The sequence below is a fragment of the Streptomyces sp. NPDC001135 genome, assembly GCF_053598395.1.
In genome coordinates this window covers 48,695-73,527 of sequence record NZ_JBSFKD010000014.1, presented here as the reverse complement: position 1 = coordinate 73,527, position 24,833 = coordinate 48,695, and the positions used below count along the sequence as shown (strand labels likewise).

Below are 24,833 nucleotides of genomic sequence, written 5' to 3'. Positions count from 1 at the left end.
TCTGAGGGAGAACGCGATGAGCGCACCCGACGGCAGCCCGGTCGGCGCCGAACGCAGCATCGGCCAGCTGTTCGCCTCGGCGACGACCGAAATGTCGGCGCTGGTGCACGACGAGATCGCCCTGGCCAAGGCCCAGCTGAAGCGGGACGTGAAGAAGGGCGCGATGAGCGGCGGCGCCTTCTCGATGGCGGGCGCCGTGCTGGTGTTCTCCCTGCCGATGCTCAACTTCGCGCTCGCCTACGGCATCCGGACCTGGAGCGGCTGGAACCTGGCGGTCTGCTTCCTGCTGTCCTTCGCGGCCAACGTGCTGGTCGCCGGCCTCCTCGCGCTGATCGGCGTGGCGTTCGCGAAGAAGGCCAAGAAGGACCGGGGCCCGCAGAAGGTGGCCGCCTCGATGCGGGAGACGGCGGGCGTCCTGCAGAACGCCAAGCCGCATCCGCGCCCGGAGCTGGCCGAGGACCGGGCCCCCGCGGCCATCGAGGCTGTGGCACGCTCGTCGTCATGACGGACCCCGCCCCCTCGGCCGTACGGATCGAACTTCCCCACGGGGACAAGGTGACGCACCGGGACGTCGCCGCCAACGGCGCGCGCTTCCACATCGCCGAACTCGGCGACGGCCCCCTGGTGCTGCTGCTGCACGGCTTCCCGCAGTTCTGGTGGACCTGGCGGCACCAGCTGGTGGCACTCGCGGACGCGGGCTACCGGGCGGTGGCGATGGACCTGCGGGGCGTCGGCGGCAGCGACCGCACCCCCCGCGGGTACGACCCCGCCAACCTTGCGCTCGACGTCACCGGCGTGATCCGCTCGCTCGGCGAACCGGACGCGGCACTGGTCGGCCACGACCTGGGCGGCTATCTGGCGTGGACGGCGGCGGCGATGCGGCCCAAGCTCGTACGACGGCTCGCGGTCGTCTCGATGCCCCATCCGCGGCGCTGGCGCGCGGCGATGCTGCGGGACGCCCGGCAGACGGCCGCCAACTCCTACATCTGGGGCTTCCAGCGGCCGTGGATCCCGGAGCGTCAACTCACCGCGGACGGCGGGGCACTGGTGGGCCGTCTGATCCGGGACTGGTCGGGGCCGCGGTCGCCGGAGGACGAGGCGGTGGAGACCTACCAGCGGGCCATGTGCATCCCGTCGACCGCGCACTGCGCGATCGAGCCGTACCGCTGGCTGGTGCGCTCCCTGGCCCGCCCGGACGGCATCCAGTTCAACCGCCGGATGAAGCGGCCGGTGCGGGTGCCCACACTGCATCTGCACGGCTCCCTGGACCCGGTGACGCGCACGCGCAGCGCGGCCGGTTCGGGGGAGTACGTCGAAGCCCCGTACCGCTGGCGCCTGTTCGACGGCCTCGGACACTTCCCGCACGAGGAGGACCCCGTGGCGTTCTCCACCGAACTGGTCAACTGGCTGAAGGATCCCGAGCCGGACCGGTGACATCCGGCGGTGGCGGGCCGGTGGGAGGGCCGTACGGTCGACGTTCGTTTGTGACCGTACGGTGACGGGCTCGATGCGCGGAGTATCCGGATCGTGAACACTTGTCCGCTGAACGGCCACATGCCTGCCGCATAGGCCAATTGGGCGGCGCTCAGGCGGTTATCGACCTTCGGGCAGGGGCACACGTCGGGGTATGGGCTGGACGCACGACTACAGTGACGCACCCCGCAACCGCCGCTCGGCCGCCGGTCTGAGCACGCCTCAGCGAGGCAACCCGCAACTCGCCGAAGGAGACCTCCGCGTGGGGATCCCGCACATCCTGCGACGCCGCGCCCGCTGGGTGTCCGTGCGCCTGCGTCACCCGCGCGGGTGACCCGCGCGGCTGACCCTCCTCGGGAGCGTCACAGGGCGCAGCTGTCCGTGCCCACCTGCTCGTTCGCCGTACGTCCCCGCGCGATGTCGGGCTGGATCTCGTCCGCCGTGAGGGCGTAGCCCGTCTCGGCGTCGTCGAGGGACTTGGCGAACACCACGCCGTACACCCGGCCGTCGGGGGTGAGCAGCGGGCCGCCCGAGTTTCCCTGACGGACGGTCGTGTACAGCGAGTAGACGTCCCGGCGGACGGTGCCGCGGTGGTAGATGTCCGGACCGTTGGCCGTGATGCGCCCGCGCACGCGCGCGGCGCGCACGTCGTACGAGCCGTTCTCCGGGAAGCCCGCGACGATCGCGCCGTCACCGCCGGACGCGTCCCGCACGGAGAACCGCAGGGCGTGCGCCCTCAGGTCGGGTACGTCGAGCACGGCGATGTCGCGCTTCCAGTCGTACAGGACGACCTTGGCGTCGTACTTGCGGCCCTCACCGCCTATCTGCACGGTGGGCGCGTCGACGCCGCCGACGACGTGCGCGTTGGTCATGACCCGGCGGTCGGCGAAGACGAAACCGGTGCCCTCCAGGACTTTGCCGCAGCTCTGGGCGGTGCCGGTCACCTTCACGATGGAGTGCTGGGCGCTCAGGGTCACCCGGCTGTTCGCGAGGGCCGGGTCGGGTGGCTCCACGTCCTTGATCGGCTCGTTCGCGAAGGGGCTGAAGACCTGCGGGAAGCCGTTCTGCGCCAGGACGGAGGAGAAGTCCGCGAACCAGGTGTCGGCCTGCGCGGGCAGCGCCCGGGAGACTCCGAGGAGCACCTTGGAGCCGCGCACCTCCTTGCCGAGCGTCGGCAGCGTGGTGCCGGCCAGGGCGGACCCGATCAGCCAGGCCACCAGCAGCATGGCGACGACGTTGACCAGGGCGCCGCCGGTGGCGTCCAGGGCGCGGGCCGGGGACCAGGTGATGTACCGGCGCAGCTTGTTGCCCAGGTGGGTGGTCAGGGCCTGGCCGACGGAGGCGCAGACGATGACGACGACCACGGCGACCACGGCGGCGGTGGTGCCGACGTCCGCGTTGTCGGTCACGGCGTCCCAGAGCACGGGCAGGGCGTAGACGGCGACGAGGCCGCCGCCCAGGAAGCCGATCACCGACAGGATGCCGACGACGAAGCCCTGGCGGTAGCCGACGACCGCGAACCACACAGCCGCGACCAGCAACAGGATGTCCAGCACGTTCACCGCTTCAGGCCTCGCCTACTCCACTCCGCTCCCCGCGGCCCGGCCGGGGGTCCGGGGGTCGGCCCCCGGAAAGACACAGCACGGACGACACCCTGTCATGAGTGCCAGTCGAGCGGGACCTGTCTCTCGCGGTGCCAGGGGCGCTCCCAGCCCGCGAAGTGAAGCAGACGGTCGATCACTCCGGCCGTGAAACCCCACACCAGGGCCGATTCGACCAGGAATGCCGGACCACGGTGGCCGCTGGGGTGGACGGCGGTGGCGCGGTTGGCGGGGTCCGTGAGATCCGCCACGGGGACCGTGAAGACCCGGGCGGTCTCGTTCGGATCGACGACGCCGACCGGGCTGGGCTTGCGCCACCAGCCGAGCACGGGCGTGACGACGAAGCCGCTGACCGGGATGTACAGCGCGGGCAGCACACCGAAGAGCTGGACGCCGGACGGGTCCAGGCCGGTCTCCTCCTCGGCCTCGCGCAGCGCGGCCCGGAGCGGGCCGTCGGTGTGCGGGTCGCCGTCCTCGGGGTCGAGCGCGCCGCCCGGGAAGGACGGCTGGCCGGGGTGCGAGCGCAGCGAGCCGGCGCGCTCCATCAGCAGCAGCTCCGGGCCGCGCTCACCCTCGCCGAACAGGATCAGCACGGCCGACTTGCGGCCCGAGCCGTTCTCCGGCGGCAGGAAGCGGCTCAGCTGGAGCGGCTCGACCGTCTCGGCCGCCCGCACCACCGGGGTCAGCCACTTGGGCAGCCCCTCCTTGCTGAGCGTAACCGGGCCGCGCGCGGACGCACCGCGCGTCACCGGACCGCCCCGCGTCTCACTGGCCCTCGCCATCGCCGCCCCCCTCGCTCCGTCTGTCCAACGCCCGCGGGCCCCGAGATCGTTCCGTCACGCGGCCCCCAGCGGCGGGGCCGGCTTGCCGCCCGCGTCGAGGTAGGCCTGCGGGGGGTTGAGCCGCTGGCCGGGGAAGCCGCCCTTTTCGTACTTCAGGAGCTTCTTCGCCTTCTCCGGGTCGGTCTCGCCCTCGCCGTAGGCCGGGCAGAGCGGGGCGATCGGGCAGGCACCGCAGGCGGGCTTGCGGGCGTGGCAGATCCGGCGGCCGTGCCAGATCACGTGGTGGGACAGGTCGGTCCAGTCGCTCTTGGGGAACAGCGCGCCGACGGCGGCCTCGATCTTGTCCGGGTCGGTCTCCGCGGTCCACTGCCAGCGCCGCACCAGCCGCTGGAAGTGGGTGTCCACGGTGATCCCGGGCCGCCCGAAGGCGTTGCCGAGCACGACGAAGGCGGTCTTGCGGCCGACGCCGGGCAGCTTGACCAGGTCCTCCAGCCTGCCCGGGACCTCGCCGCCGAAGTCCTCGGCGAGCGCCTTGGAGAGCCCCATCACCGACTTGGTCTTGGCCCGGAAGAACCCGCACGGGCGCAGGATCTCCTCGACCTCCTCCGGGTTGGCGGCGGCCAGGTCCTCGGGGGACGGGTATTTCGCGAAGAGCGCCGGGGTCGTCTGGTTGACGCGCAGGTCGGTGGTCTGGGCCGACAGCACGGTGGCGACCAGCAGCTGGAAGGGGTTCTCGAAGTCCAGCTCGGGATGGGCGTAGGGGTACACCTCGGCCAGCTCGCGGTTGATGCGGCGGGCGCGGCGGACCAGCGCGGTGCGGGACTCGTCCCCCGGCGGCTTCGCCGCGACCTTCTTGGCGGGCGCCGCCTTCTTGACCGCCACGGCCTTGCCGGTCGCCACGGCCTTCTTCGCAGCGGTGACCTTCTTGGCAGAGGCGGCCTTCTTCGCGGAGGTGGCCTTTTCAGCTGTTTTTCTGGTTTTCCCACCACCGTTCGAGCCTTGTTCGCCCACAGCGGAATCGCGACGTGCAACCACCCGCTCAACCCCCTTGTCCTGTGCTCTCACCGGCGATTTGGACACCCGGCCAGCCTAGAGCCCGGCACCGACATCCGCCCCGGACCCGGTTGATCGGACCCCGATTGGACCCCTGGCGCTTACCTCAGGACACCTGTGCGGCATCCTTGTGACAGATCACACTGTTTGGACCGTCCGGCAAAATGGGGAACACGGTCCCCTGGCACTCGGGGGAGCAAGATCCCCTGAGCAGGTCGACAAGGAGAGAACTCAGTGGACGACGTTCTGCGGCGCAACCCGCTCTTCGCGGCTCTCGACGACGAGCAGGCCGCGGAGCTTCGCGCCTCCATGAGTGAGGTGACCCTCGCACGCGGCGACTCCCTGTTCCACGAGGGCGACCCCGGCGACCGGCTGTACGTCGTCACCGAGGGCAAGGTCAAGCTGCACCGCACCTCCCCCGACGGCCGCGAGAACATGCTCGCCGTCGTCGGCCCCAGCGAGCTGATCGGTGAGCTGTCGCTCTTCGACCCGGGCCCGCGCACGGCGACCGCGACCGCGCTGACCGAGGTCAAGCTGCTCGGTCTCGGCCACGGCGACCTCCAGCCCTGGCTGAACGCCCGCCCCGAGGTGGCCGGCGCCCTGCTGCGCGCCGTCGCCCGCCGCCTGCGCAAGACCAACGACGCCATGTCCGACCTGGTCTTCTCCGACGTCCCCGGTCGCGTGGCGCGCGCCCTGCTGGACCTCTCGCGCCGCTTCGGTGTGCAGTCCGAGGAGGGCATCCACGTCGTCCACGACCTCACACAGGAGGAGCTGGCCCAGCTGGTCGGCGCCTCGCGCGAGACCGTGAACAAGGCACTGGCGGACTTCGCCCAGCGCGGGTGGCTCCGCCTGGAGGCGCGGGCGGTGATCCTCCTGGACGTGGAGAGGCTGGCCAAGAGGTCCCGCTGACGCCGGTCCCGGTCGTACGGCCTGTGGGGCCCCGCTCCTCGCGAGCGGGGCCCCACTGTCGTTCCCGCCGCCCCGAGAGGGCTGCCCCGGAGCCCGCGAAGGACCCCCGGAGCCCCTGCTCCGGCCCGTGCACGCGCGCGGGCTCGTCGGCGAGCCATGAACGTGGCGCACATCACAGCCGCGGGCTGTCACGGTTCGCCGTCCGGGAGTGTCCCAGTGCCGTCCGAAGAGAGGAGCCGGTGCGGATCATGACCGAGGACGCCTTCACCGCACACCGTCCGCTGCTGTTCACCATCGCCTACGAGATGCTGGGCAGCGCGGCCGACGCCGAGGACGTACTCCAGGAGAGCTATCTGCGCTGGCGGGAGATCGATCCGGCCACGGTCGAGCACGCGCGCGCGTACCTGGTGCGCACGGTGACCCGGCAGGCGCTCAACCACCTGCGCGCGATCAGGGCCCGGCGCGAGGAGTACGTCGGCGCGTGGCTGCCCGAGCCGATCCGCACCCAGCCCGAGGTCGGCGAGGACGTGGTCCTGGCCGAGTCGGTGTCGATGGCCATGCTGCTGGTCCTGGAGACGCTGAACCCGACCGAGCGCGCGGTGTTCGTCCTGCACGACGTGTTCGGCTACCCGCACGGCGAGATCGCCGCCGCGATCGGCAAGGCCGAGGGCACCGTCCGGCAGATCGCACACCGCGCGCGGGGGCACGTCCACGCGCGGCGCCGCCGCTTCGAGCCCGACTCCGCCGCCACCGGGGAGATCGTCGAACGGTTTCTGCGGTCGGCGGCGAACGGCGACGTACAGGCCCTGATGGACCTGCTCGCGCCCGATGTCGTGGTGATCTCCGACGGCGGCGGCAAGGCCGTCGCCGCCCGCCGCCCGGTCACCGGACGCGACGACGTCACCCGGTTCGTCCTCGGCGTGTACCGCACCAGCGTGACGACGGCCCGCGTCGAACCCGCCCGCTACAACGGCATGCCGGCCGCGCGGTTCCTCGCCGGCGACGCGCTGGACTGGCTGGTGGCGTTCGAGATCCGGGACGGACGGATCACCGGCCTCTACGGCATGCGCAACCCGGACAAACTGGACCGCGCCGACGTGGTGCGGCCACTCGACAGAGGCGCACTCGACAGAGGATCACTCGGCTGAGGAGGCCGGCAGGCATGGAGACCATGACCGTGGAACGCGTCGTTCACGCCCCGATCGAGGACGTGTTCGCCTGGCTCACGACGACCACCCACTACACGGCCTCGCCCCTGGTGGTGCGCTGCCGGCTGGCCCGGCACGGCGAGGCCGCGCCCTACGGCGTCGGCGCGATCCGCAGCCACCTGTGGCTGATCGGCTGGTTCCGGGAGCGCATCACCCGCTACGAGCCGCCGTACGCCACGGAGTACGTCGTGGAGCGCAGCGTGCCGCCGGCCCGGCACGAGCTCGGCCGGATGACGTTCACCGAGACGGACGGCGGCACCCTGGTCCGGTGGACCACCCGGGCGGGGATTCCCCTGCCCCTGCTGGGTCCCCCGCTCACCCGGATGCTGGCCCGCCCGGTGATCACGCGCACCTTCGGCAACATCCTCGACGCCGCCGAGAAGGCGCTCGCCGGCTAGATCAGCCCGTGCTCGCTCAGGTAGTCCATCTGGGCCCGTACCGACAGTTCCGCCGCCGGCCACAGGGAGCGGTCCACGTCGGCGTACACGTGGGCGACGACCTGGGCCGCGGTGCGGTAGCCGTCCTCGACCGCCGTCTCCACCTGGGCGAGCCGGTGGGCGCGGTGGGCGAGGTAGAACTCCACGGCGCCCTGGGCGTCCTCCAGGACCGGCCCGTGGCCCGGTAGGACGGTGTGCACGCCGTCGTCCACCGTCAGGGACCGCAGACGCCGCAGGGAGTCCAGGTAGTCGCCCAGACGGCCGTCGGGGTGCGCCACGACCGTCGTACCGCGCCCGAGGATGGTGTCACCGGTCAGCACGGCCCGGTCGGCCGGGAGATGGAAGCACAGCGAGTCCGCGGTGTGCCCGGGGGTCGGTACGACCTTCAGCTCCAGGCCGCCGACGGTGATCACGTCGCCGGCCGCCAGGCCCTCGTCGCCCAGGCGGAGCGCGGGATCGAGGGCACGCACGCGCGTACCCGTCAGTTCCGCGAAGCGCGCGGCGCCCTCCGCGTGGTCGGGGTGGCCGTGGGTGAGCAGGGTCAGGGCTATGCGCCTGCCGGCCTTCTCGGCGGTGTCGACGACGGCGCTCAGGTGGCCGTCGTCGAGCGGGCCCGGGTCGATCACCACGGCGAGATCGGAGTCGGGCTCGGCGACGATCCAGGTGTTGGTGCCGTCCAGGGTCATGGCGGAGGCGTTGGGCGCGAGGACGTTGACGGCCCGTTCGGTGGCGGGGCCGGAGAGCACCTGGCCGCGGGGCTGGCCCGGCAGGGCGCTTGCGTCGGTCATACGGGGCCTCCACCCGTCGTCTCGGCGGTCGTCGCGGCGCTGGTCCCGGTGGGCGTCCCGGTGCTCGTCGCGGCGCTGGTCCCGGTGGTCGTCGGATCCGCCGGGACGTGCTTGGTGAACTCCTCGTGCCCCGGCCAGGACAGGACGATTTCGCCGTCCCTCAGGCGGGCGCGCGCCATCACCGGCGTCAGATCGCGCAGGGGGGCCGCCGCCACTGCCTCGGCGGCGGTCGCGTACGGCAGCAGCTGGCGCAGGGTGGCGATGGTGGGCGGCATCATCAGCAGCTCGCCCTGGTCGTAGCCGGCGGCGGCCTGGGCGGGGCGGATCCACACCGTGCGGTCGGCCTCCGTGGAGGCGTTCCGGGTGCGCTGGCCCGCGGGCAGGGCGGCCACGAAGAACCAGGTGTCGTAGCGGCGGGCCTCGAACTCCGGGGTGATCCAGCGGGTCCAGGCGCCCAGCAGGTCCGAGCGCAGCACCAGGCCGCGCCGGTCCAGGAACTCGGCGAAGGACAGCTCACGCGCGACCAGGGCGGCCCGGTCGGCCTCCCAGTCCTCGCCGGTGGTGTCGCCGACGACCGACTCCGCGTCGGGCCCGGCGAGCAGGACGCCCGCCTCCTCGTACGTCTCCCGTACGGCCGCGCAGACGATCGCCTGGGCGCCCGGCTCGTCGACGCCGAGCCGGTCCGCCCACCACGCGCGCGTGGGGCCCGCCCAGCGCACCAGACGGTCGTCGTCGCGCGGGTCGACCCCGCCTCCGGGATACGCGTACGCGCCTCCGGCGAAGGCCATGGAGGCGCGTCTGCGCAGCATGTGGACGACCGGACCGGACTCGGTGTCCTTCAGGAGCAGCACTGTCGCCGCGCGTCTGGGGGACACCGGGGTGAGCGCGCCGTCCGCGAGCGCGCGGATACGGTCCGGCCACTCCGGGGGGTACCACTGACCGTTCGCCATGGCCGGAGGCTATCCCGTGTAGGGCGAATGTTCGAGAGGTGCCCGAGGTCAGCGGTGCACCGTGGGGCTACGGGGCGAGTTCCACCTGGATCTCGACCTCGACCGGCGCGTCCAGCGGCAGCACCGCGACGCCGACCGCGCTGCGGGCGTGCACGCCCTTGTCGCCGAGGACCTCGCCGAGCAGTTCGCTGGCACCGTTGACGACCCCGGGCTGCCCGGTGAAGTCGGCGGCGGAGGCGACGAAGCCGACGACCTTCACCACGCGCGCGATGCGGTCCAGGTCACCGGTGACGGACTTCACCGCGGCCAGCGCGTTCAACGCGCACGTGCGGGCCAGGTCCTTGGCCTCCTCCGGCGTGACCTCGGCGCCCACCTTGCCGGTGACCGGCAGCTTGCCCTCGACCATCGGCAGCTGGCCGGCGGTGTACACGTACACGCCGGACTGCACGGCCGGCTGGTACGCGGCCAGCGGCGGTACGACCTCCGGCAGGGTCAGCCCCAGTTCGGCCAGCTTGGCCTCGACCGCGCTCATGCCTGCTTCTCCCGCTTCAGGTAGGCCACGAGCTGCTCGGGGTTGTTGGGCCCGGGCACGACCTGGACGAGCTCCCAGCCGTCCTCGCCCCAGGTGTCCAGAATCTGCTTCGTGGCATGGACGAGCAGCGGCACGGTTGCGTATTCCCACTTGGTCATGGGGCCGACTGTAGCCGCTGCGACCGGCGGGAACGGCGGCCGGCCGCGGCCGGCTGTGTCCGTCGTCGTCCACAGGCCGGCCGGCAGGCTGTGACCAGCGTTATCCACAGCCTCCCGCGTGAGTCTCGGCCGGACTGGTTAGGCTCGAAGACGTGAGCAGGCTCCAGGTCGTCAGCGGCAAGGGCGGGACCGGAAAGACGACGGTCGCCGCCGCACTGGCGCTGGCCCTCGCGACCGAGGGGAAGCGGACGCTTCTCGTGGAGGTCGAGGGCCGGCAGGGCATCGCCCAGCTCTTCGAGACGGAGGCGTTGCCGTATGAGGAGCGGAAGATCGCGGTCGCTCCGGGGGGCGGCGAGGTGTACGCCCTCGCCATAGACCCCGAACTGGCCCTTCTGGACTACCTCCAGATGTTCTACAAGCTCGGGGGCGCGGGCCGGGCTCTGAAGAAGCTCGGCGCGATCGACTTCGCCACCACCGTCGCACCGGGCATCAGAGACGTCCTGCTGACCGGCAAGGCGTGCGAGGCGGTGCGCCGCAAGGACAGGAGCGGCCGGTTCGCGTACGACTACGTCGTCATGGACGCCCCGCCGACCGGCCGCATCACCCGCTTCCTGAACGTCAACGACGAGGTGGCGGGCCTGGCGAAGATCGGCCCCATACACAATCAGGCGCAGGCGGTGATGCGGGTGCTGAAGTCGCCGGAGACGGCGGTGCACCTGGTGACGCTGCTGGAGGAGATGCCGGTCCAGGAGACCGCCGACGGCATCGCCGAACTGCGCGCCGCGCGGCTGCCGGTGGGCCGGGTCATCGTGAACATGGTCCGGCCGGAGGTGTTGGACGCGGCCGATCTGGAACTCGTACGGACCGTGGAGCGTTCCTCTGTCGCACAGGCGTTGTCGACGGCCGGACTGGGTGGGGCCCGGCGCGGCGGGAACGCGGAGAAGCTGGTGGACCCGCTGCTGGAGCAGGCAGCGGAGTACGCCGAGCGGTACGCGCTGGAGCAGGAGCAGCGCGCGGCCCTGGGCGAGCTGGGCCTGCCGCTGGACGAACTGCCGCTGCTCGCCGAGGGCATGGACCTGGCGGGCCTGTACGAACTCGCCACCGAGCTGCGGAAGCAGGGGTTGTCATGAGTCCTGACCCGGCCGAGGCACCGAGGACAGCGGTCACGGCCGAGGGGCGGGAGAAGGCCCACGGTCTCTCCCCCGCGCGCACCCTCGACATCGACCCGCTGCTGGACGACCCGAAGACCCGGATCGTGGTGTGCTGCGGCTCGGGCGGGGTCGGCAAGACGACGACGGCGGCGGCCCTCGGCCTCCGTGCGGCCGAGCGGGGCCGCAAGGTGGTCGTGCTGACCATCGATCCGGCCAGGCGGCTGGCCCAGTCGATGGGCATCGACTCCCTCGACAACGTCCCGCGCCGGGTGAAGGGCACCGAGGGCGACGGGGAACTGCACGCCATGATGCTCGACATGAAGCGCACCTTCGACGAGGTCGTGGAGGCGCACGCGGACCCCGAGCGGGCGGCCGCGATCCTGGCGAACCCCTTCTACCAGTCGCTCTCGGCGGGCTTCGCGGGCACGCAGGAGTACATGGCGATGGAGAAGCTGGGCCAGCTGCGCGCGAAGGACGAGTGGGACCTGATCGTGGTCGACACCCCGCCGTCCCGCTCCGCGCTGGACTTCCTGGACGCGCCCAAGCGGCTGGGCTCCTTCCTGGACGGCCGGCTGATCCGTCTGCTGACGGCGCCCGCCAAGCTCGGCGGACGCGCGGGGATGGCCTTTCTCAACGTCGGCATGTCGATGATGACCGGCACCCTCGGCAAGCTGCTGGGCGGCCAGCTACTGAAGGACGTCCAGACGTTCGTGGCCGCGATGGACACCACCTTCGGCGGGTTCCGCACGCGCGCGGACGCCACGTACAAGCTGCTCCAGGCGCCCGGCACGGCGTTCTTGGTGGTCGCGGCCCCGGAGCGGGACGCGCTCCGCGAGGCGGCGTACTTCGTGGAGCGGCTGGCCGAGGAGAAGATGCCACTGGTGGGTCTGGTGCTGAACCGGGTCCATGGCAGCGGCGCCGGCCGGCTGTCGGCCGAGCGGGCGCTCGCCGCCGCCGAAAATCTTGAGGACCCCCGCATTGTGGATCAGGGGTCCGGGAAAGCTGGACTTCGTAACTCTCCCGACTCATACGGCAGTTCGCGATCTCCCGCATCCGAGGCCGCTACCGACGCCCCCGCTTCCGAAGAAGGCTCCCCCGCCGACGAGGAGCACCCCGTCGACCGGCTCACCGCGGGACTGCTGCGACTGCACGCCGATCGTATGCAGCTGCTCTCGCGCGAGCAGCGCACGCGTGACCGATTCACCGCCCGTCACCCCGAGGTGGCGGTGGTCGAAGTACCCGCACTGCCCGGCGACGTCCACGACCTCGCGGGCCTGCGCGACATCGGCGCCCGGCTGGCAGCGGGCACGCCGGTGCGCACGGAGCTGCCGTAGCGGCCACTGGGCGGCTGACCAGCAGGCGCGCGTGCGCGGCACCTCGGGTGGCGAACGATCGCAGGGGCACAGGCGACCGTCGTATGCGCGCGGGTGAGCGGTGGCACGTGCGCACGCGAGCGGTCGCATGCGCGTGGGTGACCGTCATGTGCGTGCAGACAAGTGGTCGTACGCGCGCAGTGGCCGTCGGACGCGCGTCGGTGGCACACGCGCGCTCGGTAGGGCGACGCGCGGACACCGCAGGGGTCGTCCGCGGGCACCTGGCCCCGCGCTCGTCCCGGTCCGTCTGCGCGGGCGGGGCCGCAAGGCCGATCGCGGCTTCCCCGGACGCAGGCCGGATCGGCGTTTCCCGGGCCCGTCGCTTCCCGAGCCCCGGACGTGTACCCACTCGGCGCCCCTGGACCTGTGCCGCGGGGAGGTGCCGGAGGGAACGCCCTCAGCTCACCGCCGCGTAGTGCTCGTACACCTCGTCGCTGTCGAGGGGCACGATGCCCGCGCCGCGCTCGTACTCCGAGCGGGCGGTCTCCAGCAGCCTGCGCCAGGAGGTCACGGTGGGGCGGCGGCGCAGCAGTGCACGGCGCTCCCGCTCCGTCATACCTCCCCACACGCCGAACTCGACGCGGTTGTCCAGCGCGTCGGCCAGGCATTCGGTGCGTACCGGGCATCCGGTGCACACCGCCTTGGCCCTGTTCTGCGCTGCTCCCTGAACGAACAGTTCATCCGGATCGGTAGTGCGGCAGGCAGCCTGCGCACTCCAGTCGGTTACCCAGCCCATACCGGCGCCGTCCTCTCCCGAATCGAGGCTCCCCCACGGCGGCAGCGGCATATTCACCGCCGCCAGTTGAGGACGTTACGGAAGGTGGGCACAGCGCAACACCCCCTTCGGGCCCAATCTTGAATGGCCCGAACGGACTATGGGTAAGCGGCAGATCACCCGCGGGAGTGAGCTGGTGACATGCGTGATCATCCCGGCAAACCGGGACTTCTGTGGTGCGTCACATCGGGCGCCAGGTGACACACGAGGCGGATTCGGACACGGCCCCATCGAAAATCGAGGCACCTCCGGAACGATTCGGGGTCGCCGGACGTATTGATACGTGGCCGCACTGCTGTGACAGTTGAGAGCAGCTTAGGCCAAGGCCTGCGCGCATGTCCGGGAAATGGAAACGTAGGCAGGTCAGGTTGCGCTGCCGTCACGATCCGGCACCCGAACATCCCGAGGGAGAGCCGCTCCCTCGGAACGCTCATGAGTACGGATTAGGCTGCCCCCATGCCAAAGAAGCGCTCGGGTGGTGGTCTGTCGCCAACGCAGCAGGCCGCCAAGTTCCTCGGTGTCAGTGTGCTCGCCGGAGCCGTGATGGCGGGCATCGCGCTGCCCGCGGCCGGCGCGCTGGGCCTCGCCGCCAAGGGCTCGGTCAAGAGCTTCGACGAGATCCCGGCCAACCTGAAGAGCCCCCAGCTCAGTCAGCGCACGACCATCCTGGACAACCAGGGCAAGCCGATCGCGAGCGTCTACTCCCGTGACCGCACGGTGGTGGAACTCAAGGACATCTCGCCGTACATGCAGAAGGCGATCGTCGCGATCGAGGACTCCCGCTTCTACAAGCACGGCGCGATCGACCTGAAGGGCGTGCTGCGCGCCCTGAACAAGAACGCGCAGAGCGGCGGTGTCTCGCAGGGCGCCTCCACGCTCACCCAGCAGCTGGTGAAGAACTACTTCATCGAGGAGGCCGGCGACGACCCGACGAAGGTCGCCGAGGCCACCCAGCAGACGCTCGGCCGCAAGATCCGCGAGCTGAAGTACGCGATCCAGACCGAGGAGAAGCTCGGCAAGAAGAAGATCCTCGAGAACTACCTGAACATCACCTTCTTCGGCGAGCAGGCCTACGGCGTCGAGGCCGCCGCCCAGCGTTACTTCTCCAAGCACGCCAAGGACCTGAACCTCCAGGAATCGGCGCTGCTGGCCGGCGTCGTGCAGTCCCCGAGCCGCTACGACCCGGTCAACGACGACGCCGAGGCCACCAAGCGGCGCAACGTCGTGCTCCAGCGGATGGCGGAGCTCGGCGACATCTCCCAGAAGGAGGCCGACCAGGCCAAGGAGCAGCCGCTCGGGCTGCACCCCAGCCGGCCCAAGAACGGCTGCATCACCGCGGTCCGCGGCGCCGGTTTCTTCTGCGACTACGTACGCGACGTCGTCCTGCACGACCCGGTCTTCGGCAAGTCCAAGGAGGCCCGGGCGAAGCTCTGGAACCAGGGCGGCCTGACGATCCGTACGACGCTCGACCCGCAGGCGCAGGACTCCGCCCAGGCGTCCGTCAAGGACCACGTCTACAAGTCCGACGAGGTGGCGACGGCCGCGACGATCGTCGAACCGGGCACCGGGAAGATCCTCGCCATGGGCCAGTCCCGCCCGTACGGCTTCGGCAAGAACGAGACGCAGATCAACCTCTCCGTCAACTCGGACATGGGCGGCGGCGCCGGTTACCAGCCCGGTTCGACGTTCAAGCCGATCGTCGCGGCGGCCGCGATCGAGGGCGGCAAGCCCCCGACGCAGGAGTACTCGTCGCCGTACGAGATGCCCTACCCGAGCACCGTCCAGGCGTGCAACGGCAGGATCTGGCACAACGACCCGCGCAAGCCCGCCAAGCTGCAGAACGAGAACGAGTCGGAGCACGGCCCGTACGGCATGAAGGAAGCGACCGCCAAGTCGGTCAACACCTACTACGTGCAGCTGATCAGCGACATCGGCATCTGCCCGGTCATCGACATGGCCAAGAAGATGGGCGTGGAGCGCGCGGACGGCCGCAAGATCGACCAGGCGCCGTCCATCGCGCTCGGCACGCAGGAGATGTCGCCGCTGACGATGGCCAGCGCGTACGCCACCTTCGCCTCCCGCGGTACGTACTGCACCCCGGTCGCCATCGAGTCGATCACCCAGAAGATCGGCAGCCAGGTGAAGTCCCTCCCGGTGCCGAGGTCGACCTGCTCGCGCGCGATGTCGGAGAAGACCGCGGACACCGTCAGCACGCTCCTCAAGGGCGTGGTCGAGGACGGTACGGGCCAGGAGGCCGGCCTCGGTGACCGCCCGAGCGCGGGCAAGACCGGTACGACGGACGAGCGCTTCGCGGCCTGGTTCGTCGGTTACACCCCGAACATGGCCGGCGCGGTCTGGGTGGGCGACCCGCAGCACAAGCGCAAGATGATCAACATCACCATCGGCGGCGTACCGCACGACAAGGTGTTCGGTGGTGAGGTGCCCGGCCCGATCTGGCGCGACATGATGACCGGCGCGCTGGAGGGCAAGCCGGCCGAGGACTTCCACCTGATCGACATCCCCGACGACAACAACGGGGACGACCAGGGGAAGGGCCACGGGAAGAAGCACGGCGGCAAGAACGGGAACAGCACGGGCGGGATCGGCGGTCTGATCGGCGGACTGACGGACGGGGGAACGACGGACGGCGGAACGGGTGACACGATCGGCGGCACCGTCCCGGCGCCGACCTTCTCCCTCCCGGGCAACTTCATCCAGGGTCAGGGCAACGGCGGCAACGGGAACGGCGGCCGACGGGGCTGAGGCCACACGTACGGGGCCGCGCTCTTCGCAAGAAGGGCGCGGCCCCGCCGCCGTATCTACGCAGCTCTCGCGGTGGCTCAGCCCTGAAGCAGCTTCTTCACCGCGGCGGCGACCCGGCCGCCCTCGGCCTGACCGGCCACCTTCGGGTTCACGATCTTCATGACGGCGCCCATGGCCCGCGGCCCCTCGGCACCGGCCGCCTTCGCCTCTTCCACGGCCTGGGCGACGATCGCGTTCAGTTCCTCGTCGGACAACTGCTTGGGCAGGTAGTCGGCGAGCACCTCGCCCTCCGCCTTCTCCCGCTCGGCCGACTCCGGGCGACCGCCCTGCGCGAAGGCGTCGGCCGCCTCACGGCGCTTCTTCGCCTCACGGGTGATCACCTTGAGGACCTCGTCGTCGGAGAGCTCCCGCTTCTCCTTGCCCGCGACCTCCTCCTTGGTGATCGCGGCGAGCGTCAGCCGCAGCGTCGAGGAGCGGAGCTCGTCGCGCTCCTTGATCGCGGCGTTGAGGTCGTCCTGCAGCTTCGACTTGAGCGTGGTGGTCATGCGGCCGATTGTCGCAGGTGTGCCCGCCCGAACGCCCGCTGATTTAAGGGGGGCCGGCCCCCTGTGACCCGGGGGGACGCCGGGCGGCCCATCGAGAGCCGGCCGGTCTCGGCGTGCCGCCGGGGTCTGACACGATGGGCTCATGCGCGCGCGATACGGAGTACCCCTGGGAATCATGGCGGCAGGCGCCGCCGGAGTGGCGTACGCGGCGGGCTTCGAGGCCCGCTCCTTCCGCCTGCGACGAGTGACGGTCCCGGTCCTCCCGCCGGGCATGCGGCCGCTGCGCGTGCTCCAGGTCTCCGACATCCACATGGTGAGCGGCCAGCGCAAGAAGCAGCGGTGGCTGCAGTCACTGGCAGGCCTGCGCCCGGACTTCGTGATCAACACCGGCGACAACCTCTCGGACCCCGAGGGCATCCCGGAGGTCCTGGACGCGCTCGGCCCCCTGATGGAGTTCCCGGGCGCCTACGTCTTCGGCTCCAACGACTACTACGGCCCCAAACTCCGCAATCCGGCCCGTTACCTGCTGGAGAAGGTGAGCGGCCGGCACGGCCTGAACGGCAACGCGCCGGCGGTCGGCGTCATCCACAACCCGTGGGAGGACCTGCGCGACGGCTTCGACGAGGCGGGCTGGCTGAACCTGACGAACACGCGGGGTGTCCTGAAGGCCGACGGCGTCTCGATCGAGCTGACGGGCCTCGACGACCCGCACATCAAGCGCGACCGCTACGCCCGGGTGGCGGGCGGTCCGTCCGGGACGTACGACTTCTCGCTCGGCGTGGTCCACGCCCCCTACCTGCGCACACTGGACGCGTTCACGGCGGACGGCTACCCCCTGATCCTGGCCGGCCACACCCACGGCGGCCAGCTGTGCATCCCCTTCTACGGCGCGCTGGTCACCAACTGCGACCTGGACACGGACCGGGTGAAGGGCCTCTCCACCCACACGGCGGACGGCCACACCTCCTACCTCCACGTCTCGGCAGGCTGCGGCACCAACCGCTACACCCCGGTCCGCTTCGCGTGCCCGCCGGAGGCGACGTTGCTGACGTTGGTGGGGCGGAAGTAAGGCCAGAGGGGGCGGCGGGGCGCAAGTAAGCCTGAGGCGGCGATGGGACGGAAGTAAGCCCTGGGGGGCGGTGGGGCGCAAGCAGGCCCGAGGCAATGAGGGGGCGGAACCAAGCCCGGCGATGGTGGGGGCGGAAGTAAAGGGGTGGCGCCCCCTCCCCGGCCCGACGCCGTAACCCATCCGGCCCACACCGGATCGCTGCACCCCTCCCCCGCTCCTAGCGTGAGGGCATGACCGCCCCGATACCCAGGGACATCCCGGACCTGCCCGCGGTCCCGGCCCCGCCCCCGCTGCTGCCCTCCCCGGTGCCGGCCACGGCGGTGGTAGCGCCGGTCCGCCGCCCCGTAGTCGCCCTCCTCCGCCTCCTCATCGCCCTCGCGGCGGCGGGCGGCGTAGCCCTGGAGCTCCTGCTGGGCACCCCGGCCCGCACCCTGAGCTACTTCAGCGTCCAGACGAACATCCTGCTGGCCGTCGTCATGCTCCTGTCGGCGTCCCGGTCCAGCCGGGCCCGCAGGCCGCTTCCCTCCGCCGTGACAGGCGCCGCGCTCCTCTACGCCCTGGTCGCGGCGCTCGTCTACCACCTGCTCCTGGCCCATACGACGCCCCCGTTCTCCATGACCGGCGCGACGACGGCCCCGGAGCGCTGGCACGCCCAGTGGGCGACCCTCCAGATCCTGCACACGGTGACGCCGGCGGCGGCCCTGCTGGACTGGCTGCTGCTCACTCCCGCACCCCGGCTGCACCTCCGCCAGACGGCCCCCTGGCTCCTCTACCCCCTGGCCTACCTGGCCTTCTCCCTGACCCGAGCGGCATTCCTCGCCCCCTCGGACCCCTCCCGCTACCTGTATCCCTTCCTGGACGTGGCCGCCCACGGCTACCGCAGCACCCTGGCCAACGCGCTCCTGCTGGGCCTTGGGACGTACGCCCTCGCCGTCCTCCTCGTGGCCCTGGACCACACCCGCCCCACCCCGGTCCGCCGCCGGGTCTAAACCGGATTTCGTCTACAGCCACCAGTGGGCTAAAGTAAACGTCGTCGCCGCGAGAGCAGCGACATCGGGGTGTAGCGCAGCTTGGCAGCGCGCTTCGTTCGGGACGAAGAGGTCGTGGGTTCAAATCCCGCCACCCCGACAGTGAAGTACCAGGTCAGGGGCCTGATCCGCTAAGGCGGGTCAGGCCCCTCCTGCTTTGAGTGAGGTCAGCTCCGACGTGGCTGACGACCAGAGATCACTCGACTCCACGGTACCGAGCCGGTCGGCACGCTGGACAGATGGTCTTTCCCGTCCGCCGAGCCGAGCGTGAGGCACCCAACGGCAGAGGACCCGGACGAAGTGTCCGGGCTCTGTTCGTGAAGTCGAGATCCGACACTGAGCGTCCCGCGCTCACTCCCACCACCAAAGCGGCGTACGCCGCCTCTGCTCCCACACCTGAGCCTGCGTCTCGGCCGCCGACAGCAGCTCCTCAGCAGGTATATAAGAGCTGCGCGCGCGAAGGAGTTCGCCGATTCGCAATTCGTGCTCATACACCGATGTGTATTTCTGCGCATTCTCGACAGCAGCGTCGACTCTCCCGGAGAGGCGACGGTGGATCGATTGCTTTGAAACCCCATAGAAGCTAGCGATTGCATCCCAGGACATGCCGCCCTGTCGAAACACTGCAACCTGGGACGCTTCCAGGGAATTAATCCTGTATCGCATCTGAGGCCAGAATCGAGCATCATTGGCCGGCTCAGCCCTGGGATCGGCAATGCTTGCGAATGACGTTGCAAGCGACATCGCAGCTGCCGAGCGACTGACGAGCAAGTTGCGCATTCGCTGTTCGTATGATGACGAGGCCATAGCAGCAGCTTGCCGCACCGGCGTCAGCTTTGTGCTGACATCGCGGGAACCGGCCTGGCCTCAGTCTGATGGCAACAGGAAACCTCCCGGGGACCGTCACATCCACGGCCGGGTACCGCCTCCCGCTGGCGTACTCGCCACTGGATCGCGCCGATCCCTAGGCGGCCGGTTGCACGAAGGGCTTCGAGCGCAGTCTCCGGCAAGATCCCGTCGCCCGAAGCCCTCTCGTGCGGTGACGCTCAGGAGAGAACCGCACATGTCTGACCCTACGCTGCCCGCCGGGTCCTTGCCGCCTCCCCAGCAGCAGGAGCTGGACCATTACCGGGCTAAGCGACGAGTCGAATCACTACTTAAAGCAACATCGATCCTGCTCTATCTTCTGGCGGCCAGCCTGCCTGCACTAGCGGCGTGGATCGCCCTGTGCAGCACGACCATGGTGGCGATCGCCGCCGCTCTCATCGGTGCGTCTGTCGCCATCGGTCTTGCGGCGCACAAGCCGTACGTGAGGGCCGTAGCCCGAGCCCGCGAACGCGAGGAAGCCATGGAACGTCGATGGAGGGACTGGAATACCGCGTGGCAGATCGTGCCCCGGTAAGGCCAGGCGCCCGCGGATCCCCGGCCGATGGCGTACGCCGGGGGAACCGCCCTCTAGGAGTGGTCGCCGCCTCCTGAGGAGCGGTGACGGCGGCCGGCCTCGCCGATGGTTTCGTGGGTGCCTCCGCTGTGCGAGGAGGCGCGGTGGGTCAGCACCTTCATCACCTCCGAGGCCAGCACATCGGCCAGAGCGGGCGCGAGGGACTCTGCCAGTGCGGTCGCCAGGGTCTGCGCGAACAGCACTCTTTCCAGTTCGGAGGAACGGGAGGGCGGCTGGGAAAGGGACGCTACGGCCGCTTCCATCAGGACTCCGGCCAGTGGGTCCTTTCCTTGCCTGGAACCGGTGCCGGTATGCGAGATTCCGGCATCGCGCACCATCTCCTCGAAGATCTCGTCGACGAAGGCCTCGAAGGGGTCCCGATCCGCTTGTCCACCTGAATCAGCTGCCATGGGGTTTCCTCAAGTCTTGGATTTCCGTACGGACCTGCCCTCCGATGCCGAGGACTACCACCATCGGAGGGCAGGGGTGTTGCCTTTTCCTATGCGCGGCGCATGAGCGCGGCGAGAAGAAGCGGGTGCTCGATCAGCGACTCGCCGCGCTCCTCACGACGGCGACGCATCATCGCAGCCAGCAGAAGGGGGTGCTCGATGATCGACTCCTCACCGCTCTCCTCACGGCGGCGGCGCATGAGCGCGGCCAGGAGAAGCGGGTGCTCGATCAGCGACTCGCCGCGCTCCTCACGACGGCGACGCATCATCGCGGCCAGGAGGAGCGGGTGTTCGATGATGGACTCCTCACCGCCGCCCTCACGGCGACGACGTGCGAGCGCGGCGAGGAGAAGCGGGTGCTCGATGATCGACTCCTCACCACCTCCCTCACGGCGACGACGTGCGAGCGCGGCGAGGAGAAGCGGGTGCTCGATGATCGACTCCTCACCGCGCTCCTCGCGCCGGGACAGCAGCGCTGCCAGCAGGAGCGGGCCGAAGGCGGATTCCTCCCCGGCCTCTTCCTGGCCTACCCCGGCCTTTTCCCGAGTGGGAGTCTCCGTCGTTGTCGTCATGGTTCCCTCTTTCTTTGACGCATGACTCGGCGGAGTGCTCGACCGTCACGGCCTCGCACTCCGCCCCTTCACCGTCATCGTCGAGGCGGGCGACGCCGACTGCACTTCGATCATGCGCCACATGGCTGCACATTCCCGGAAACCCGCGCAAGCAAAAAAGCAGGAGTTACAGCGGGCATTGGATGGGGAAACGATTGCGGCTCCGGCCTGTCCGCACCAGGCCGGAGTCCAGTACCGCCGTCACGCCGGAGTCCAGCACCGCCGTCACACACGTGGCCTTTGGCGGCCTCCGCTCATCACCCGACCGGCCCCACGGCCTCCATGTCCCGCATCGGTGCGTCGGCTACCCCCGTCGAGGGGCCGCGCTCGGCCGGCTGGCGGCCACCAGGACGACCGTGATGCTGATCAGCAGGGACCAGGCGCCGAACTTCTCCACGCCGACGGGCTGCCAGCCGTGGAGCTGGTAGGGGTAGCGCCAGGCGCCCACGTAGGTGGCGAGGTTCTCCGCCATCCACAGGAACAAGCCGATCAGGGCGAACGACACCGCAAGCGGCATGCGTCGGCGTACCCCGCGCACCGTGAACCGCGCGGAGGTGCCCGCGGTGACGGCCACCAGCATTCCGGCCAGCGGCCAGCGCGCATCGGGCAGCCAGTGGTGGGTGAAGAAGTTGAGGTAGATGGCCGCGGCCACCGCTGCTGTCGCCCTCGGCCGGTAGCGGGTCAGTTCGAGGTCGAAGAGATGCCAGGCCCGGCAGATGTAACTGCCGACGGCCGCATAGAGGAACCCTCCGTACAGCGGTACGCCGGCGAACTTCAGCACGGCCGGCTCCGGGTAGCTCCACGAGCCGAGGGACACCTTCACCAGCTCGAACGCCAGGCCGATGACATGGCAGACGGCGATGACAGCGACATCCCGCCCCGTCTCCCAGCCGCGCAGCCAGAACAGCAGGGTGAGGAGCACGCCGTAGACGACGAGCAGGTCGTATCGGGCCACCGGGAGGCCGTGCAGCAGGGTGGACACCGCCACCCCGGACAGCAGCGCGATGGCGAAGGCGCAGGCCCGGGTCTGCGTCCAGGCGAAATCGAGCAGCTGGCGAACCCATGAGGCGCCGGGGGCGGTGAAGTACGCGCTGAAGGTGAACATGTCGCACGGGAGGACGCGCGTGCGTACGGGGAGGGTTCCCGTGGTCCCACGCCGGCGCCGGGCCCCGGGGCCCCGCTGAACGGCCGCGGCCGGCGGCGGGAACGCCGGGCGCGGCCGTCCTCGGCCCTCGGCTCAGGGCCGGTCGGAGCCGTAGGGGTACGGGCTGCCGTATTCGGCCACGAGGCCGTAGCGGCCCTGGTTCCTGTCGGAGGACGCGCTCTCGGACACGATGGACACGGTTCCGATCACCCGCTCCTCCGGTTCCTGCGACTGCTGCGCGGACTCGTCCAGCCGCTCCAACTCGTCTGCTGCCACGAGGGCGACGAGCGGTTTGCCATGGCGCGTGATGAAGACGCGCTCGCGGCCGTACACCACACGGTTGATCAGTTCAGCGAGCTCGGCTCGCGCTTGCGTCACCGGAACCTCGTAAGCCATGCTTGCGATCATAGTTCTGTACGTCCTGTACATTTATTCCGGGTGCAGGTGTGATCGACAAGGAGCTCTGTGCAGTGGGCGGGAACCTGATCTGCTTGAAGTCGTCGGGCGGGACACACGCTCTGGTCTTCATCCACCCCGCGAGCGGATCGGCCGCGTCCTTCCGTGCGCTGCAGCCCCACCTGAGGTCGGACTGCTCCGTCTACGCCTTCCACACCACGGGGATCGACCCCACGCGCCCGCGCTCCATCGACGGCATCGCGGACGCGTATCTGACGCAGTTCCTGGAGAGCGGGAACGGCGCGACGCCCGTGTTCGTGGGGTGGTCCTTCAGCGGCCCGGTGGCCGTGGAGATGGCGCGCCTCGCCGAGGAGAGGGGCCGCGGCGCGGCGGGCGTCATCCTCCTGGACAGCGCCACCCACGAGGTGCTGGAGGCCCGGACGACCGATCTCGCCCGTGAAGTGGGCGGGCTCTTCGGGGTCGACGTGTCCGGCGCGGGCTCCTCCTCGCTGGACGGCCTCCTCGACCACGCGGCCGAGCTGATCGCGGTGGCGAGCGCCACTCCGGGCCTGACCGGTGAGGACCTGCGTCCCTTCTGGGAGGTGTACCGCTGGCACCAGGGGATCTTCGAGGCGGGCCGGCAGGCGGCGCCGTGTGCCGCGCCGTTGCTGGTGATCAGGGCACGGGACGAGACCGGCTGGAACGCGGCCCCTGACTGTCTCGGCTGGTCCGAGGTGGTGGGCCGGCCCGTGTCCGTCGCCTGGGCGGCGGGGACCCACTACACGATGATGGACGCCGGCCGGCTGGCGGACGTGGCGCGTGTCATCGACTCCGCCGTCGAACGGTGGGCGGATGCCCCGGTCCCGCACGACACTTCGTCCCTTCCCACCCGGACGTGATCCCCGTCCCCCCATCGGCCCGCCCGCCCGCCGCCGGCCGGACACCCGAGAGACTCGCGGCGCCCCGAAAGCCCTTCGTACCGGCGCACGTGACCGCAGGACACCTTCTTTCCGACGCACCTTCTTTCTGACGCCAACTCATTGGATAGGACCGCATCGTGACTTCCAGGAACGTCTTCGACCCGTCCGCCCGACTGCCCCGCCCCGAGGCGCGTTACGTCGTTCCGCGCTTCGTCGAGCGCAGTGCGCACGGCGTCCGCGAGTACGACCCGTACGCCAAGCTGTTCGAGGAGCGCATCATCTTCCTGGGCGCGGACATCGACGACACCTCGGCGAACGACCTCATGTCCCAGCTGATCTGCCTGGAGTCGATGGACCCGGACCGGGACATCTCCCTCTACATCAACAGCCCCGGTGGTTCCCTCACGGCGCTGACCGCGATCTACGACACCATGCAGTACGTCAAGCCGGACATCCAGACGGTCTGCATGGGCCAGGCGGCCTCCGCCGCCGCCGTCCTGCTGGCCGCCGGCACGCCCGGCAAGCGCATGGCGCTGCCCAACGCCCGCGTGCTGATCCACCAGCCCCACAGCGAGACCGGCCGCGGCCAGATCTCCGACCTGGAGATCGCCGCCAACGAGGTCCTCCGGATGCGTGAGCAGATGGAGGAGATGCTGGCCAAGCACTCCAGCCAGCCGATCGAGAAGATCCGCGAGGACATCGAGCGCGACAAGATCCTCACGGCCGACCAGGCCATGGAGTACGGGATCGTGGACCACGTGATCACTCCGCGCAACGCGCACTGAACCCCCTGGCACGGTACGGGCCGGCCGGTCCCGGGTGCGGCGCTGCCCCAGCGCCCGGGACCGGTGGGGCCGCATGACCAGAAGACGAGTACAGACAGGCGGTCGCGTCCTTGATGTTCCCCGAGTCTCCCAAGATCCCGGCCCTCACCGAGGCCGAAAGCCGGGTTGTCGATGCCTATCTGGCGATTCTGAAGCGGCTGAGCGAGCTCAACCCGACGCAGACGACGGGGACGTACACGGCGCTGCGTGCCGCTCAGGCACTCGTGGGTGAGACACGCGCCCTGCGGGACGCCCTGTCGCTGATGTTCGAGCGTCAGGAAAAAGAGATTCACGTGCGCACGATGGCGAAGGCCCTGGAGTCCCTCGACGCGCACCGCTTCCTGCCCAGGCTCGAACCGCCCGGGAACGGATCGCCGTCCGGCGGCGCCTGACTGCCCGGCACGACCCGGCGGCTCCTCCTCGCGTTTCCGTCGCGTTTACTTCGCCGCGACT

At 70.4% G+C, this 24,833-nt stretch carries 29 protein-coding genes and 1 tRNA gene; 16 read left to right on the top strand and 14 right to left on the bottom strand.

Annotated elements, in window-relative coordinates:
• The first annotated feature begins 16 nt into the window (after positions 1-16).
• From ACWC94_RS18850 to ACWC94_RS18840, 3 genes are all read left to right on the top strand, one after another.
• Positions 17-505 carry a phage holin family protein gene (locus tag ACWC94_RS18850; protein WP_450797763.1) on the top strand — a complete coding sequence of 163 codons (489 nt, stop codon included), beginning with the start codon at positions 17-19 and terminating at the stop codon, positions 503-505.
• Positions 502-1,434 carry an alpha/beta fold hydrolase gene (locus ACWC94_RS18845; protein ID WP_450797762.1) on the top strand — a complete coding sequence of 311 codons (933 nt, stop codon included), beginning with the start codon at positions 502-504 and terminating at the stop codon, positions 1,432-1,434. Before ACWC94_RS18850 ends, ACWC94_RS18845 begins: the two co-directional genes overlap by 4 nt.
• A gap of 193 nt (positions 1,435-1,627) precedes the next feature.
• A complete protein-coding gene (locus tag ACWC94_RS18840; protein WP_351243917.1) occupies positions 1,628-1,807 on the top strand; it encodes a hypothetical protein in 180 nt (59 codons plus the stop codon).
• Between the two features lie 28 nt (positions 1,808-1,835).
• Here the strand turns inward: ACWC94_RS18840 and ACWC94_RS18835 are convergent, their stop codons facing one another.
• From ACWC94_RS18835 to nth, 3 genes are all read right to left on the bottom strand, one after another.
• The gene (locus ACWC94_RS18835) at positions 1,836-3,035 is read right to left on the bottom strand and encodes a MarP family serine protease (RefSeq protein ID WP_450797761.1); all 1,200 of its coding nucleotides are present in this window, start codon (positions 3,033-3,035) and stop codon (positions 1,836-1,838) included.
• A 95-nt stretch (positions 3,036-3,130) separates the two neighbouring features.
• Positions 3,131-3,856 (bottom strand): NUDIX hydrolase, encoded by a 726-nt coding sequence (locus ACWC94_RS18830; protein WP_450797760.1) that lies wholly within the window; start codon positions 3,854-3,856, stop codon positions 3,131-3,133.
• 54 nt (positions 3,857-3,910) lie between these two features.
• Positions 3,911-4,867, bottom strand: coding sequence for an endonuclease III (gene nth / locus ACWC94_RS18825; RefSeq protein WP_450797759.1), 957 nt, complete (start codon positions 4,865-4,867; stop codon positions 3,911-3,913).
• Positions 4,868-5,143: 276 nt separating this feature from the next.
• Here nth and ACWC94_RS18820 point away from each other — a divergent pair, with 276 nt between their 5' ends.
• From ACWC94_RS18820 to ACWC94_RS18810, 3 genes are all read left to right on the top strand, one after another.
• Positions 5,144-5,818 (top strand): Crp/Fnr family transcriptional regulator, encoded by a 675-nt coding sequence (locus ACWC94_RS18820; protein ID WP_023547771.1) that lies wholly within the window; start codon positions 5,144-5,146, stop codon positions 5,816-5,818.
• A gap of 248 nt (positions 5,819-6,066) precedes the next feature.
• The gene (locus ACWC94_RS18815) at positions 6,067-6,966 is read left to right on the top strand and encodes an RNA polymerase sigma-70 factor (protein ID WP_450797758.1); all 900 of its coding nucleotides are present in this window, start codon (positions 6,067-6,069) and stop codon (positions 6,964-6,966) included.
• A gap of 14 nt (positions 6,967-6,980) precedes the next feature.
• Positions 6,981-7,424, top strand: a complete 444-nt coding sequence (locus ACWC94_RS18810; protein WP_450797757.1) for an SRPBCC family protein — start codon at positions 6,981-6,983, stop codon at positions 7,422-7,424.
• Here ACWC94_RS18810 and ACWC94_RS18805 read toward each other — a convergent pair.
• The 4 genes from ACWC94_RS18805 to ACWC94_RS18790 form a co-directional block, all read right to left on the bottom strand.
• Positions 7,421-8,251 (bottom strand): MBL fold metallo-hydrolase, encoded by an 831-nt coding sequence (locus ACWC94_RS18805; protein ID WP_450797756.1) that lies wholly within the window; start codon positions 8,249-8,251, stop codon positions 7,421-7,423. The two genes, ACWC94_RS18810 and ACWC94_RS18805, sit on opposite strands and share 4 nt — an antisense overlap.
• The gene (locus tag ACWC94_RS18800) at positions 8,248-9,201 is read right to left on the bottom strand and encodes an NUDIX hydrolase (protein WP_450797754.1); all 954 of its coding nucleotides are present in this window, start codon (positions 9,199-9,201) and stop codon (positions 8,248-8,250) included. The genes ACWC94_RS18805 and ACWC94_RS18800 overlap by 4 nt, the downstream gene beginning before the upstream one ends.
• A gap of 67 nt (positions 9,202-9,268) precedes the next feature.
• The gene (locus ACWC94_RS18795; RefSeq protein ID WP_450797752.1) at positions 9,269-9,733 is read right to left on the bottom strand and encodes a RidA family protein; all 465 of its coding nucleotides are present in this window, start codon (positions 9,731-9,733) and stop codon (positions 9,269-9,271) included.
• Positions 9,730-9,891, bottom strand: a complete 162-nt coding sequence (locus ACWC94_RS18790; protein WP_003975360.1) for a DUF4177 domain-containing protein — start codon at positions 9,889-9,891, stop codon at positions 9,730-9,732. Before ACWC94_RS18790 ends, ACWC94_RS18795 begins: the two co-directional genes overlap by 4 nt.
• Before the next feature lie 152 nt (positions 9,892-10,043).
• Between ACWC94_RS18790 and ACWC94_RS18785 the strand changes: the two genes are divergently transcribed.
• On the top strand, positions 10,044-11,021 hold the full coding sequence (locus tag ACWC94_RS18785) for an ArsA family ATPase (RefSeq protein ID WP_450797750.1): 978 nt from the start codon (positions 10,044-10,046) through the stop codon (positions 11,019-11,021).
• A complete protein-coding gene (locus ACWC94_RS18780) occupies positions 11,018-12,376 on the top strand; it encodes an ArsA family ATPase (RefSeq protein ID WP_450797748.1) in 1,359 nt (452 codons plus the stop codon). The genes ACWC94_RS18785 and ACWC94_RS18780 overlap by 4 nt, the downstream gene beginning before the upstream one ends.
• A 436-nt stretch (positions 12,377-12,812) precedes the next feature.
• Here ACWC94_RS18780 and wblA read toward each other — a convergent pair whose 3' ends face one another.
• The gene (wblA, locus tag ACWC94_RS18775; RefSeq protein ID WP_362111877.1) at positions 12,813-13,151 is read right to left on the bottom strand and encodes a transcriptional regulator WblA; all 339 of its coding nucleotides are present in this window, start codon (positions 13,149-13,151) and stop codon (positions 12,813-12,815) included.
• Between the two features lie 495 nt (positions 13,152-13,646).
• Here wblA and ACWC94_RS18770 point away from each other — a divergent pair, with 495 nt between their 5' ends.
• Positions 13,647-15,953 (top strand): transglycosylase domain-containing protein, encoded by a 2,307-nt coding sequence (locus ACWC94_RS18770; protein WP_450797745.1) that lies wholly within the window; start codon positions 13,647-13,649, stop codon positions 15,951-15,953.
• Positions 15,954-16,030: 77 nt separating this feature from the next.
• Here ACWC94_RS18770 and ACWC94_RS18765 read toward each other — a convergent pair whose 3' ends face one another.
• A complete protein-coding gene (locus ACWC94_RS18765) occupies positions 16,031-16,498 on the bottom strand; it encodes a GatB/YqeY domain-containing protein (RefSeq protein ID WP_450797743.1) in 468 nt (155 codons plus the stop codon).
• 142 nt (positions 16,499-16,640) lie between these two features.
• On the opposite strand from ACWC94_RS18765, the gene ACWC94_RS18760 reads away from it, so the two are divergent.
• From ACWC94_RS18760 to ACWC94_RS18750, 3 genes are all read left to right on the top strand, one after another.
• A complete protein-coding gene (locus ACWC94_RS18760; RefSeq protein WP_450797741.1) occupies positions 16,641-17,567 on the top strand; it encodes a metallophosphoesterase in 927 nt (308 codons plus the stop codon).
• Positions 17,568-17,797: 230 nt separating this feature from the next.
• Positions 17,798-18,556, top strand: a complete 759-nt coding sequence (locus ACWC94_RS18755; RefSeq protein ID WP_450797739.1) for a Pr6Pr family membrane protein — start codon at positions 17,798-17,800, stop codon at positions 18,554-18,556.
• Positions 18,557-18,621: 65 nt separating this feature from the next.
• Positions 18,622-18,695: transfer RNA gene (locus ACWC94_RS18750), tRNA-Pro, on the top strand.
• A 251-nt stretch (positions 18,696-18,946) separates the two neighbouring features.
• On the opposite strand, the gene ACWC94_RS18745 is transcribed toward ACWC94_RS18750, so the two are convergent.
• Positions 18,947-19,375 carry a hypothetical protein gene (locus tag ACWC94_RS18745; protein ID WP_450797737.1) on the bottom strand — a complete coding sequence of 143 codons (429 nt, stop codon included), beginning with the start codon at positions 19,373-19,375 and terminating at the stop codon, positions 18,947-18,949.
• Between the two features lie 283 nt (positions 19,376-19,658).
• On the opposite strand from ACWC94_RS18745, the gene ACWC94_RS18740 reads away from it, so the two are divergent.
• Positions 19,659-19,997, top strand: a complete 339-nt coding sequence (locus ACWC94_RS18740) for a hypothetical protein (protein WP_450797735.1) — start codon at positions 19,659-19,661, stop codon at positions 19,995-19,997.
• Positions 19,998-20,050: 53 nt separating this feature from the next.
• Here the strand turns inward: ACWC94_RS18740 and ACWC94_RS18735 are convergent, their stop codons facing one another.
• The 4 genes from ACWC94_RS18735 to ACWC94_RS18720 form a co-directional block, all read right to left on the bottom strand.
• A complete protein-coding gene (locus ACWC94_RS18735) occupies positions 20,051-20,446 on the bottom strand; it encodes a hypothetical protein (RefSeq protein ID WP_450797733.1) in 396 nt (131 codons plus the stop codon).
• An 89-nt stretch (positions 20,447-20,535) separates the two neighbouring features.
• Positions 20,536-21,057 (bottom strand): hypothetical protein, encoded by a 522-nt coding sequence (locus ACWC94_RS18730; RefSeq protein WP_450797732.1) that lies wholly within the window; start codon positions 21,055-21,057, stop codon positions 20,536-20,538.
• 343 nt (positions 21,058-21,400) lie between these two features.
• Positions 21,401-22,201 (bottom strand): DUF817 domain-containing protein, encoded by an 801-nt coding sequence (locus ACWC94_RS18725; protein ID WP_450797730.1) that lies wholly within the window; start codon positions 22,199-22,201, stop codon positions 21,401-21,403.
• Between the two features lie 132 nt (positions 22,202-22,333).
• Positions 22,334-22,636 (bottom strand): type II toxin-antitoxin system Phd/YefM family antitoxin, encoded by a 303-nt coding sequence (locus ACWC94_RS18720; RefSeq protein WP_450797728.1) that lies wholly within the window; start codon positions 22,634-22,636, stop codon positions 22,334-22,336.
• A gap of 74 nt (positions 22,637-22,710) precedes the next feature.
• Between ACWC94_RS18720 and ACWC94_RS18715 the strand changes: the two genes are divergently transcribed.
• From ACWC94_RS18715 to ACWC94_RS18705, 3 genes are all read left to right on the top strand, one after another.
• Positions 22,711-23,535, top strand: a complete 825-nt coding sequence (locus tag ACWC94_RS18715) for a thioesterase domain-containing protein (protein ID WP_450797726.1) — start codon at positions 22,711-22,713, stop codon at positions 23,533-23,535.
• Positions 23,536-23,693: 158 nt separating this feature from the next.
• On the top strand, positions 23,694-24,341 hold the full coding sequence (locus ACWC94_RS18710; protein ID WP_450797724.1) for an ATP-dependent Clp protease proteolytic subunit: 648 nt from the start codon (positions 23,694-23,696) through the stop codon (positions 24,339-24,341).
• A gap of 113 nt (positions 24,342-24,454) precedes the next feature.
• Positions 24,455-24,772 carry a hypothetical protein gene (locus tag ACWC94_RS18705; RefSeq protein WP_450797890.1) on the top strand — a complete coding sequence of 106 codons (318 nt, stop codon included), beginning with the start codon at positions 24,455-24,457 and terminating at the stop codon, positions 24,770-24,772.
• The last annotated feature ends 61 nt before the right edge of the window (positions 24,773-24,833 follow it).